This is a genomic window from Streptomyces sp. NPDC088194 (assembly GCF_040702025.1).
Taxonomy (GTDB): Bacteria; Actinomycetota; Actinomycetes; order Streptomycetales; family Streptomycetaceae; genus Actinacidiphila.
Map to the genome: position 1 here is coordinate 1 of NZ_JBFBIV010000161.1, position 11,662 is coordinate 11,662.

General features: G+C 71.9%; 10 protein-coding genes. 7 read left to right on the top strand and 3 right to left on the bottom strand.

All coding sequences use genetic code 11. The features are described 5' to 3' along the window. Positions 1-69: 69 nt before the first annotated feature. Complete coding sequence (locus AB0399_RS39155; protein ID WP_366414531.1) at positions 70-1,062, bottom strand: right-handed parallel beta-helix repeat-containing protein; 993 nt, start codon at positions 1,060-1,062, stop codon at positions 70-72. A 212-nt stretch (positions 1,063-1,274) separates the two neighbouring features. Between AB0399_RS39155 and AB0399_RS39160 the strand changes: the two genes are divergently transcribed. The 4 genes from AB0399_RS39160 to AB0399_RS39175 all read left to right on the top strand — a co-directional run bounded on the left by AB0399_RS39160 (position 1,275) and on the right by AB0399_RS39175 (position 4,427). Then, on the top strand, positions 1,275-2,210 hold the full coding sequence (locus tag AB0399_RS39160) for a PAC2 family protein (RefSeq protein WP_328462825.1): 936 nt from the start codon (positions 1,275-1,277) through the stop codon (positions 2,208-2,210). A gap of 43 nt (positions 2,211-2,253) precedes the next feature. Beyond that, a complete protein-coding gene (gene coaE / locus AB0399_RS39165; RefSeq protein ID WP_366414532.1) occupies positions 2,254-2,865 on the top strand; it encodes a dephospho-CoA kinase in 612 nt (203 codons plus the stop codon). Between the two features lie 193 nt (positions 2,866-3,058). Further along, positions 3,059-3,424 carry a tetratricopeptide repeat protein gene (locus AB0399_RS39170; RefSeq protein ID WP_328462821.1) on the top strand — a complete coding sequence of 122 codons (366 nt, stop codon included), beginning with the start codon at positions 3,059-3,061 and terminating at the stop codon, positions 3,422-3,424. Positions 3,425-3,452: 28 nt separating this feature from the next. Then, positions 3,453-4,427, top strand: a complete 975-nt coding sequence (locus AB0399_RS39175) for an SPFH domain-containing protein (RefSeq protein WP_366414533.1) — start codon at positions 3,453-3,455, stop codon at positions 4,425-4,427. A gap of 90 nt (positions 4,428-4,517) precedes the next feature. Here the strand turns inward: AB0399_RS39175 and AB0399_RS39180 are convergent, their stop codons facing one another. Both AB0399_RS39180 and AB0399_RS39185 read right to left on the bottom strand, forming a co-directional pair. Then, positions 4,518-6,845, bottom strand: a complete 2,328-nt coding sequence (locus tag AB0399_RS39180) for an alpha-L-fucosidase (RefSeq protein WP_366414534.1) — start codon at positions 6,843-6,845, stop codon at positions 4,518-4,520. 283 nt (positions 6,846-7,128) lie between these two features. Then, complete coding sequence (locus tag AB0399_RS39185; RefSeq protein WP_366414535.1) at positions 7,129-7,656, bottom strand: methylated-DNA--[protein]-cysteine S-methyltransferase; 528 nt, start codon at positions 7,654-7,656, stop codon at positions 7,129-7,131. 141 nt (positions 7,657-7,797) lie between these two features. On the opposite strand from AB0399_RS39185, the gene uvrB reads away from it, so the two are divergent. The 3 genes from uvrB to AB0399_RS39200 all read left to right on the top strand — a co-directional run. Then, positions 7,798-9,894, top strand: a complete 2,097-nt coding sequence (gene uvrB, locus AB0399_RS39190) for an excinuclease ABC subunit UvrB (RefSeq protein WP_366414536.1) — start codon at positions 7,798-7,800, stop codon at positions 9,892-9,894. Between the two features lie 217 nt (positions 9,895-10,111). Beyond that, complete coding sequence (locus AB0399_RS39195; RefSeq protein WP_366414537.1) at positions 10,112-10,690, top strand: TerD family protein; 579 nt, start codon at positions 10,112-10,114, stop codon at positions 10,688-10,690. Positions 10,691-10,772: 82 nt separating this feature from the next. Continuing rightward, positions 10,773-11,662, top strand: an 890-nt coding sequence (locus AB0399_RS39200) for a TerD family protein (protein WP_366414538.1), incomplete at its 3' end; no start/stop codon positions are given.

The window sequence follows — 11,662 nt, forward strand, 5'->3', positions numbered from 1 at the left end:
ACACCGCCCCCCGGGGCCCCCCCCCACCCCCCCCCCCTCGCGGCCCCCCCCACCGCCGTTTCCGCCGGCCTACGGGGTGACCGCGATGTTGGTCAGGCCCTTGCCGCCGGTGACGGTGTTGGAGCCGTAGACGGTGGTGGGGCAGTCGGCCGACGCGTTGGTGACGTCGATCGCGAGCTGGTTCGCGCCGGTCGAGCCGGTGAGGTCGGAGTCGTTGGCGCGGAAGACGGTGCCGCAGCCCCAGCCGGGCTGCTGGGTGTGGGTCTGGTAGCCGTCGTTGATGGTGCGGCTGCCGTGGTTGCCGGTGATCGTGTAGTCGTTGCCTTTGACGTCGACCCACGAGTCGTCGTAGTTCGTCATGCTCAGGCCGCTGCCGTCGAAGGTGTTGCCGGAGACGACGCCGCCGGTGGTGCCCTCCTTGAGGTCGATGTTCTCGGCGCCGACGTTCGGGCCGATGACGTTGTCGAGGATCTGCACCCGGTCGCTCTTGTCGTCCAGGGTGTTGGCGGTGCCGACGTAGACGCCCTCGCCGTAACCGGGGCGCTGCAGGCCGGTGTTGTAGATCCGGGAGTTCCGGATCACGTCGTCCGTGCTGGAGGTGCGGAAGTGCACGCCCTCCATCTGCAGGTCGTGCACGGTCACCGAGTCGATCACCACGTGGTCGGCCGTGTCGGTGACGATGCCCTTCTGGCCGCCGGTGACGGTCAGCCCGTCCACGTTCCAGTAGCTCGCGCCGTCCAGGTAGAGGCCGTAGCCGCCGGAGGAGCTGAGGATCGCGGCGGAGGAGCCGGTGAGCGTGATCGGGGCGTCCGCGGTGCCCGGGGTGTACGCCTTGAAGTTGCCGGTGTACGTGCCGTCGGCGAGGTGGATGGTCTGGCCGGGAGCGGCCGCGGTGAGCGCGGCCTTGAGCTCCTTGGCGGTGGTGACCTCGACGGTGGCGGCGGGTGCCGCGGCGCCGGCGGTGGTGGCCGGGAGCAGGCAGCCGACGGCCAGCAGCGCGCCGGTCGCGGACAGCGTGAGGAACGGGTGGGGGAGCGCGTGGGGGAGCGCAGGGGTTCGCATCCGAACACCTTTCGGATTCAGGTACGTGTCAGGTATGTGGACGGTGGCCGTCATCATGAACAACGACGGCGTGTCGCGACCGTAGGGGCGGTCCGGTGGCCGGTCAAGGGTGGGAACCGGCCCCGGCCGGAAACCGGTTGGCCCGCGTGCGCGGGAATGGCAGGCGGATACGGTTCGTTGTGGCTGACGAGGACCGAGGGAGGACGATCACCGTGGGCGATCCGCAGGGGCTGTACGCGTACGAACCGGGCGGTGCCGAAGCCGTTGACGAAGCGGTCGGCGACGCCGGGCCCGTCCTGCTCTACTACTTCGAGGGCTACATGGACGCCGGCGAGACCGGCCAGCAGATCGCGCAGCACCTGCTGGACCGGCTCGACAACCAGCTCGTCGTGCGCTTCGACGCCGACCGGCTGGTCGACTACCGCGCGCGCCGCCCGCTGATGACCTTCGAGCGCGACCACTGGTCGTCGTACGAAGCGCCCTGCATCGACCTCTACCTGGTGCGGGACACCACCGGCACGCCGTTCCTGCTGCTTACCGGCTCCGAGCCGGATGTGGAGTGGGAGCGCTTCAGTGCCGCCGTGCTCCAGGTGATCGAGCGGCTCGGCGTCCGACTGGCCATCAACTTCCACGGCATCCCGATGGGCGTGCCGCACACCCGCCCGGTCGGCCTGACCCCGCACGGCAACCGGGTGGACCTGATGCCCGGCCACCGCGCCTGGTTCGACGAGGCGCAGGTCCCCGGCAGCGCCGCCAGCCTGGTCGAGTTGCGGCTCGCCGAAGCCGGCCGCGACGTCCTCGGCGTCGCCGCCCACGTGCCGCACTACCTCGCGCGCTCGCCCTACCCCGACGCCGCGCTCGCCGTCCTGGAGACCATCACCGCCGCGACCGGGCTGGTGCTGCCCGACGTGGCGCACGCGCTGCGCCGCGAGGCCCACACCGTCCGCGTCGAGATCGACCGCCAGGTCGCCGAGGGCGACGGCGAACTCGTCTCCGTCGTCCGCGGCTTGGAGAGCCAGTACGACGCGGTGGCCGGTTCGCAGAACCGCGAGAGCCTGATCGCCGAACCCGTGGACCTGCCCTCCGCGGACGACCTGGCCGCCGAGTTCGAGCGGTTCCTCGCCGACCAGGAAGACGACGGGCGCTGAGCCGGCAGCCCGCGCGCCGGAGCCGTCCCGTTAAGCTCTGCACATGCTGAACGTGGGGCTGACCGGGGGCATCGGTGCCGGCAAGAGCGAGGTGACGCGCCTGCTCGGGTCGTACGGCGCGACCGTGGTGGACGCCGACCGCATCGCGCGGGAGGTGGTCGAACCCGGCACGCCCGGACTGGCCGCGGTGGCCGCGGAGTTCGGCCCTGGCGTACTGCGCGAGGACGGCGCCTTGGACCGCCCGAAGCTCGGCGCGATCGTCTTCGCCGACGAGGAGCGCCGCAAGGCGCTCAACGCGATCGTGCACCCGCTGGTCGCGGAGCGCTCCGCCGAACTCCAGCAGGCCGCGGGCCCGGACGCGATCGTGGTGCACGACGTCCCCCTGCTCACCGAGAACGGCCTCGCCCCGCGCTACGACCTGGTGGTCGTCGTGGACGCCGCCCCCGCCACGCAACTCGACCGGCTGGTCCGGCAGCGCGGCATGGCCGAACCGGAGGCCCGCGCCCGGATGGCCGCGCAGGCCACCCGCGAGGAGCGACTGGCGATCGCGGACCTGGTGATCGACAACGACGGGCCGCTGGAGAACCTCGAACCGCAGGTGCGGGAGGTCTGGCGGAAGCTGCGGGAACGCGCGAGCGGGTCCGCGGGGGCGTAGGGCCGTACGGGGCGGGCGCGGGGGCGCGGCGGGACAAGGGTCATAGGGGCCGGGCCGAGCAGGTGGGGCGGGCAGGCAAGGGCCGGGCCGAGCCGGGCGGGATGCCGTCGGGAATGCGGTTGCCGCCGGTTGTGTTGGGTATGTCTGACCAGACGATCACTCGTCACCCGTGCCCGATTCCAGGGAGGCGGCCTTGCAAGAGCGGTCCCCGGAAACCCTCGTCATCGACTACCGCGCCGCGGAGCAGCTGCTGTCCGCCCGCGACCCGCGCGGTGCCGTCAAGCTCCTCGACCCCGTGATCGCCGCCCACCCGGAGAACACCGCGGCCCGCCTGCTGCGCGCCCGCGCCTTCTTCGCCGCGGCCCAACTGCGCCCGGCCGAGCTGGAGTTCCAGATCGTTCTCGAACGGGAACCCGACAACGCCTTCGCGCACTTCGCGCTCGCCCGTACCCTGGAGCGCGCCAACCGCTCCGCCGAGGCCCAGCGACACTTCCGGCTCGCCGCCGCGCTCGACCCGCGCCCCGACTACCTGGCCGCTGCCCGCTTCGACGCGAACTGACCTACTGCCCTGCGAGAGGGGCCCGGGTATGGAAGCCGTCGTCGTCCTTGTGATCATCCTCGCCGTCATCGGCGTGATCGGGCTGATGAGCAGCGTCAAGGTGGTGAAGCAGTACGAACGCGGGGTGATCTACCGCTTCGGTCGGGTCAACGCGCTGCCCAAGGAGCCGGGCCCGCGCATGCTGGTGCCGTTCATGGACCGCATGACGAAGGTGAACATGCAGGTCGTCACCATGCCGGTGCCCGCGCAGGACGGCATCACCCGCGACAACGTGTCGGTGCGGGTCGACGCCGTGCTGTACTTCCGGGTGATCGACCCGATCCGGGCCACGGTCGACGTGCAGAACTACCAGTTCGCGATGCTCCAGGTCGCGCAGACCTCGCTGCGTTCGATCATCGGCAAGAGCGAACTGGACGACCTGCTGTCGGGGCGGGAGCGGCTGCACGAGGGGCTGGAGTTGATGCTGTCCACCCCCGCCACCGGGTGGGGCGTGCACATCGACCGGGTCGAGATCAAGGATGTGGCGCTGCCGGAGTCCATGAAGCGGTCCATGGCCCGGCAGGCCGAGGCCGATCGGGAGCGGCGGGCGCGCATCATCACCGCCGACGGTGAGCTCCAGGCGTCCCAGAAGCTGTCCGAGGCGGCCAAGACCATGGACGCCAACCCGTCGGCCCTGCAACTGCGGCTGCTGCAGACCGTGGTGGAGGTCGCCGCGGAGAAGAACTCCACGCTGGTCATGCCGTTCCCGGTGGAGATGCTGCGCTTCTTCGACCGGGCGGCGGGCGGCACCGGGGGCACCGGCGGTACGGGCGGCGCCGAGCAGGGGGCGCCGGCCGAGGCGGAGGCCGGGTCGCCCGGCGAGCAGGCCGCCGGGGCCGGCCCGAAGGCCGATCCCGCGGCCGAGCGCGCCGCGCTCACCGAGCCCGACGCACCCGCCCCGGCCGAACTGCCCCGGGCCGCGGGCCGCCCGCAGATCCCCGACCCGCGCAGCTCCGAGGAGTGAGCGGGGGCCGGGGACGGGGACCGGGGACGGGGGCCGGGGACGTAGCCGCCCCGGGACCGCGGCGCGCCGCGGTCAGCGCGGTCAGCGCGGTCAGCGCGACCAGTGGACCTTGAACACCCAGGCGTACCTCCCGGCCGCGCGGGCCGCGGCCGGGACCTGCACGGTGAGCGTGCCGCCGTCGAACTCCCAGTCCAGCGGCCGGTCATGGCCCAGCATGGTCACCTTGTCGCCCTTGCGGATCGGCACCGGCGCCCGCACCACCAGCTTGCTGCCCGGGTCGCCCAGCGAGGAGATGTAGAACGCCTCGCCCTGCTTGACGCTGAACCGCAGCTCGTCGAGCTGCGCCATCGCCGACCAGTACGTCGTGCCGTAGACCGACTCGCCGTTGACCCGCAGCCACCGGCCGGTCTCCCGCAGCCGCTGCTCCATGACCGACGGGATGGTGCCGTCGGCCTTCGGCCCGATGTCGAGCAGGAAGTTGCCGTTCTTGCTGACGATGTCGACGAGCGTCTGCACGACCTGTTCCGCGGTCATGTACTGGTCGTCGGGGGTCGCGCGGTTGTAGCCGTAGCTGTGCGGGTCCAGGCCGCGGCTGGCCTCCCACTTCGCCACCACCGTATTGGCGTAGGTGGTGTACTCCGGCGTGGTGAAGTCGTGCGGCGCGATGCCGGAGCGGTCGTTGACCGTCACGTCCTTCGGACGCGCCCGGTTCTTGGCGTGGTTGAAGTAGTCGGCGAGCACATGGTCGCTGTCGTTGGCGCCGCCGATGTCGCACCAGATGACGTCGGGGTCGTAGCCCTCGATCAACTCCCGCATCTGCGGGGCCTGGTAGTCCGCGACGAAGTCCTTCCCCGCGGTGTAGCCGGTGTACGGCACCGGCTCCAGGGTGTACGGGTTGCGCGGGGCGTGGCCCATCCACGGGCTGTCCGGGTTGAACCACTCGGGCATCGAGAAGTACAGGCCGTTGTGCAGCCGCGGGGTGTACGTGCGCGACGCGGTGAACAGCGCGTCGACCAGGTCGCGGTGGGGTCCCATCCGGACCGCGTTGCGGTCGGAGACCTTGGTGTCCCACAGCGCGAAGCCCTCGTGGTGCTTGGAGGTCAGCACGTAGTACTCGGCGCCCGCGTCCTGGAACAGCTCCACCCAGGAACGGGGGTTGAACCGGCTCGCGGTGAACATCGGGATGAAGTCGTCGTACGCGAAGTCCTCGCCGTAGGTCTGCGCGTGGTAGGCGTTCACCGGGTCGCCGGTGGTCTGCATCGAGTTCCAGTACCACTCGGCGTACGAGCCGCCGACCGGCGACCAGGCCGGCACCGAGTAGACGCCCCAGTGGATGAAGATGCCGAACTTGGCGTCGCTGAACCAGTACGGGGCCTGGTGGGTGTCGAGCGACGCGTCGGTGGGCTGGTAGTCGGGGGTGCCGAGGATCAGCGGGGTGCTACGGGCGGCGGCGGTCCGGCCGCGGCCGGTGACCCGCACGGTGCCCGTGGCGGCGGTGCCGGGCGCGGTCCCCGGCGCGTTGCGGATGCCGATCCGCAGCCGTGCCTGCTCGCCGGGCCCGAGGAACGGCACCGCGGCGGGGGCGATCGTACGGGCGCCGGCGGAGCCGCTGTCGACCGCGACGTCCACCGAGAGCGCGTCGGTGGGCCGGACCCACACGGTGCCGGCGTTGAGCACGGTGGCCTCGACGCTCTGGGTGCCGTGCGGGCCGGTCAGCGAGTTGGTGGAGGCGGCCGAGCGGATGGTCAGCGCGCGGCCGGTGGCGGCCGGCTGCAGGGAGAGCGCGAAGACGTGCAGCGCGGAGGTGCCGGCCTGGGCCGGCCCGGTGGAGGGCAGGGTGACACCGACGGCCTGCCGCGTCGGGTCCGTCCACAGCTCGCTGACGCTCATGGAGACCGGGTGCGGGTCGGTGCCGTCGGGGGAGTAGCGGAAGGTCGTGGTCAACGCACCGCCACCGGAGTACCAGTCGCCGCCGCCGAGCGCGGCGGTGGACGTGCTGCCGTCCGCGTAGTGCACGGTCGCGGTGCCCGAGGTCGCGCCGTAGCTGCACGAGACGAGGAACGAGGCGAACAGGTACCCGCCGGGCGGGAGGTCGACGCGCTGCCCGTTCGCCACGATGTTGTTCTTGGCGCCGGCCGCGGACGAGGGAAAGCGAAAGCTCACCCCTCCGACGACTGCTGTCCCTGACGGCAGCTCCTCGCCGGGGAAGGAGTAGCCGGAGCCGTCGAAGTCCCCGCCGCGGGCGGCCGCGGTGTCGATGCCGTCGTTGTCGAACCAGGCGTCCAGCGGGACCTGTACCGCGTCCGGCACGGTCCCCCACGTATTCGAAGTGGCCTGCGATGCTGTGGTGTCGGCGGTGTCGGCCGCCGCGCTTCCTGCGGAGATCAGTGTGGTGCCCACGGCTGCGCCCGCTGCCATTCCGAGTACCTGGCGTCGTGGGAACGTGGTCATGCGCCCTCCTCAGTGCCCTGGGGATTGGCCCATCGCGAATGGGTATACATCCGATGAGTGATCCTGGGGAGGAGGCGGGGGCATGTCAATAGATCGGACCGAACGGGCCGTTCCCGGGCACGCTTCGCCCGGCGGGCGCAGCCGGGCCCACCCGGGCGCACCGGCACCCGGTCCGCAGGGCCGGCCCACCGACCCGCCGGAAGCGGGGCAGCGCGCGCACCCACCGGTCCGCCGACCCGCCGGGATGCCGTCAGAACAGCGGAGCGGGGAGCACCCCTTCCAGCGCCAGCAGCGTCCGCTTGATCTCCAGGCCGCCGCCGAAGCCGCCTATGCCGCCGTCGCTCTCCACCACCCGGTGGCAGGGCACCACCACCGGCAGCGGATTCGCCCCCATCGCCGCACCCACCGCCCGCGCCGCGCCCGGCTCGCCCACCCGGTCGGCGAGGTCCTGATAGCCCACCACCGCGCCGTACGGCACGCCCGTCGCCAGCTCCCGCAGCACCCGCCGGTTGAAACCGGTGGTCAGCGACCAGTCCAGCGCAAGATCGAACTCCTTCAGCTCCCCCGCGAAGTACGCGTCCAGCTGCTCCGTCACCGGTGCCAGCCGCTCCGGGTCCTCCACCACAGCGCACTCCAGCCGCCGCTCCAGCGCGCCCACCTCCCGCGCCACGGTCGCCGGCCCCGCCCTGAACGCCACCAGCACCAGCCCCTGACCGCTCCACGCCGCCATCAGCGGCCCCACCGCCGTGTCCCGCACCACCCACGCCACCTCGTCCATGCCCACCACGCTAGACGCAGGGTCCGACAACGCCCCCGGCCTCACCGCCGCCACCATGGAAACCGCAGGTCAAAGCCGTTTCGTGAGGTGGGCGGGGCGAGCGGGACCGTGATTGTCACAGGGGCGCCGTACGGTGGTGTCATGCGGCCCGTTTCAGACATCGAACGCACTGTGGCACCTTTCGAGGTCGTCAGCCCCTTCCAGCCCAGCGGCGACCAGCCGGCGGCGATCGAGGACCTCGAGCGCCGTATCCGCGCCGACGAACAGGACGTGGTGCTGCTCGGCGCCACCGGCACGGGCAAGTCGGCGACCACCGCGTGGATGATCGAGCGGCTCCAGCGCCCCACCCTGGTGATGGCCCCGAACAAGACGCTGGCCGCCCAGCTCGCCAACGAGTTCCGCGAGCTCCTGCCGAACAACGCGGTCGAGTACTTCGTGTCGTACTACGACTACTACCAGCCGGAGGCGTACGTCCCGCAGACGGACACCTACATCGAGAAGGACTCGTCGATCAACGAAGAGGTGGAGCGGCTTCGCCACTCGGCGACGAACTCGCTGCTCACCCGCAGGGACGTCGTCGTGGTTGCCTCCGTCTCGTGCATCTACGGCCTGGGCACCCCGCAGGAGTACATCGACCGGATGGTCCGGCTCAAGGTCGGCGACGTGATCGACCGCGACCGGCTGCTGCGCAAGTTCGTCGACATCCAGTACACGCGCAACGACCTGGCGTTCACCCGCGGCACCTTCCGGGTCCGCGGCGACACCGTCGAGATCTTCCCGGTCTACGAGCAGCTGGCCGTCCGCATCGAGATGTTCGGCGACGAGATCGAGGCGCTCTACACGCTGCACCCGCTCACCGGCGAGGTCATCACCGAGGACGAGCAGGTCTACGTCTTCCCCGCGACGCACTACGTCGCGGGACCCGAGCGCATGGAGCGGGCCATCGCCGGGATCGAGCAGGAGCTGGAGGGCCAGCTCGCCCTGCTGGAGAAGCAGGGCAAGCTCCTGGAGGCCCAGCGGCTGCGGATGCGCACCACGTACGACATCGAGATGATGCGGCAGATCGGCACCTGCTCCGGCATCGAGAACTACTCCCGGCACATCGACGGCCGCGGCCCCGGCTCCGCCCCGGACACCCTCATCGACTACTTCCCCGAGGACTTCCTGCTGGTCATCGACGAGTCGCACAACACGGTGCCGCAGATCGGCGCGATGTACGAAGGCGACGCGTCCCGCAAGCGCACCCTCGTCGACCACGGCTTCCGGCTGCCCTCCGCGCTGGACAACCGCCCGCTGAAGTGGGAGGAGTTCCTGACCCGGGTCGGCCAGAAGGTCTACCTGTCGGCCACCCCTGGGCCGTACGAACTCTCCCGCGGCGACGGCGTGGTGGAGCAGATCATCCGGCCGACCGGGCTGATCGACCCCGAGGTCGTGGTCAAGCCCACCGAGGGCCAGATCGACGACCTGGTGCACGAGATCCGGGTGCGCGCGGAGAAGGACGAGCGGGTGCTGGTCACCACCCTCACCAAGAAGATGGCCGAGGACCTCACCGACTACCTGCTGGAGCTGGGCGTGCAGGTGCGGTACCTGCACAGCGACATCGACACGCTGCGCCGGATGGAGCTGCTCCAGGAGCTGCGCGCCGGCGAGTTCGACGTCCTGGTCGGCATCAACCTGCTGCGTGAGGGCCTGGACCTGCCCGAGGTCTCGCTCGTGGCGATCCTCGACGCGGACAAGGAGGGCTTCCTGCGGTCGGGCACCTCCCTCATCCAGACCATCGGCCGCGCCGCCCGTAACGTCTCCGGCCAGGTGCACATGTACGCCGACCGGATCACCCCGGCGATGGCGAAGGCCATCGACGAGACCAACCGCCGCCGGGAGAAGCAGATCGCGTACAACACCGAGCGCGGCATCGACCCGCAGCCGTTGCGCAAGAAGATCGCCGGCATCCTGGACGCCTACGCGCGCGAGGAGGCCGACACGCAGGAGCTGCTGGGCTCCGGGCGGCAGCGCTCGCGCGGCAAGGCGCCGGTGCCGGCGCTGGCCGGCAAGGCCGGCGAGAAGCGGACGGGGGCGGCGATGCCCGCCGAGGAACTCGCCGATCTCATCGCCCAACTCACCGAGCAGATGCACACCGCGGCCGGCGAGCTGAAGTTCGAGGTGGCGGCCCGGCTGAGGGACGAGCTGGGCGACCTGAAGAAGGAGCTGCGGCAGATGCGCGAGGCGGGCATCGCGTAACGCGGGCCGCGCCCGCGGATGTTGCGTCGCGGTGGCCCTGGTCGGGCAAGCGCGTCAGCACCGTGAGGGGGCGGGCGGACAATCGGAATTCCGGGCTGACGAACCGGGATACCGTCCGGCGGCGTCTTGTTAGGGTGCGGGCACGGCTTTTCCGTGCCAGAGCCGCGGATGAAGCGCACGAAGCAGTCGGAACACAACGGGTGAGAGGGGACAGCGCGTGACGGTCAACATGACCAAGGGGCAGAAGATCAGCCTGAGCAAGGCCGACGGGGGGACGCTGACCGCGGTCAGGATGGGGCTGGGCTGGCAGGCTGCGCCGCGCCGGGGTCTGTTCGGCAGCCGCACGCGGGAGATCGACCTCGACGCCTCCGCGGTCCTCTTCGCCGACAAGCAGCCGGTCGACGTGGTGTTCTTCCGCCACCTCACCAGTGACGACGGCTCGGTCCGGCACACCGGCGACAACCTCGTCGGCGGCGCGGGCCAGGGCGGCGACGACGAGTCGATCATCGTCGACCTCCAGCGGGTCCCGGTGCACGTCGACCAGATCGTCTTCACGGTGAACTCCTTCACCGGCCAGACCTTCGCCGAGGTGCAGAACGCGTTCTGCCGCCTGGTGGACGAGAGCAACGGCCAGGAGCTGGCCCGCTACACCCTCACCGGCGGCGGCCCGTACACCGCGCAGATCATGGCCAAGGTGCAGCGCGGCAACACCGGTTGGTCGATGACCGCGATCGGCACCGCGGCCAACGGCCGGACGTTCCAGGACCTGATCCCGGCGATACTGCCCGCCCTGTAGCAGGGTGGGGCCGTGGTCCGGGCGACCGGGCCACGGCGTGCAGACGGACACGCACGACAACGAAAAGCAGGGGGCGGCTGGCATGACGGCCGAACTGGTCCGGGGGCAGAACCATCCGCTGCCCGGCAACCGGCTGGAGATCCGGGTGTCGGCGGGGACCCCGGTGGTGGCCGCGGTCACCCTGGGCGACGCGGAGGGCCGGGCCTTCGGGCCGGACAGCGGCGACGGCCGGTCGGGCCCGGCGGCCGGGCGGGAGTGGCTGGCCCACCCCGGCGCTCCGCAGCTTCCGGGTGTCGAGGTGCCCCGGCAGGCCGCCGCCGAGCACCGCCTCGCCGTGGACCTGGGCGCCATGCCGCAGGACGTGCACCGCGTGCACGTCCTGCTGGCGCTGCCCGTCGGCCGCGCCGGCGCCCCCGCGGACTTCGGTGCCGCGCCGGCCCCGCAGGTGGCCGTGACCGACCCCGACGGCACCGCCATCGCCGGCTACACCCTCACCGGCCTGGGCCGCGAGACCGCCCTGCTCGCCGTCGAGCTCTACCGGCGCCAGGGCACCTGGAAGGTCCGCGCGGTCGGCCAGGGGTACGACGGCGGGCTGCCCGCGCTGCTGCTCGACCAGGGCGTGCCCGACGCCCGCGCGGTCGCGCGGGAGATCCACGACGCGGTGGAGCGCGAGCAGTCCCGTTCGGTGGACGCGCCCCCAGCGCCCACCTCGCCCGCCACGCCCGCCACGCCCACGTCGCCCACCTCGCCCGCGGCGCACACGACCTCCGCGGCGCCCACCGTGCCCGCCCCCGCCGAAGCGCCGCCGGCCGGCCCGGTGGACTACCGCCACCCGCGCCGCCGCACCGTACCGGCCGCGCCGCAGCCCGAGCCGGCGTCCGCGTCGAGCGCACCGCCGATGCCGCCGCACCCGCCGCAGTACGCCCCGGCCGCCGCGGCATCCGCCGCCGCGGACGGCCCGCCCGTCCCGGT

Excerpts from the sequence above, each read along its gene's own strand:
- AB0399_RS39155 (WP_366414531.1), bottom strand. The coding sequence starts at position 1,062 with ATGCGAACCCCTGCGCTCCCCCACGCGCTCCCCCACCCGTTCCTCACG.
- coaE (WP_366414532.1), top strand. The coding sequence starts at position 2,254 with ATGCTGAACGTGGGGCTGACCGGGGGCATCGGTGCCGGCAAGAGCGAG.
- AB0399_RS39175 (WP_366414533.1), top strand. The coding sequence starts at position 3,453 with ATGGAAGCCGTCGTCGTCCTTGTGATCATCCTCGCCGTCATCGGCGTG.
- AB0399_RS39180 (WP_366414534.1), bottom strand. The coding sequence starts at position 6,845 with ATGGCAGCGGGCGCAGCCGTGGGCACCACACTGATCTCCGCAGGAAGC.
- AB0399_RS39185 (WP_366414535.1), bottom strand. The coding sequence starts at position 7,656 with ATGGACGAGGTGGCGTGGGTGGTGCGGGACACGGCGGTGGGGCCGCTG.
- uvrB (WP_366414536.1), top strand. The coding sequence starts at position 7,798 with ATGCGGCCCGTTTCAGACATCGAACGCACTGTGGCACCTTTCGAGGTC.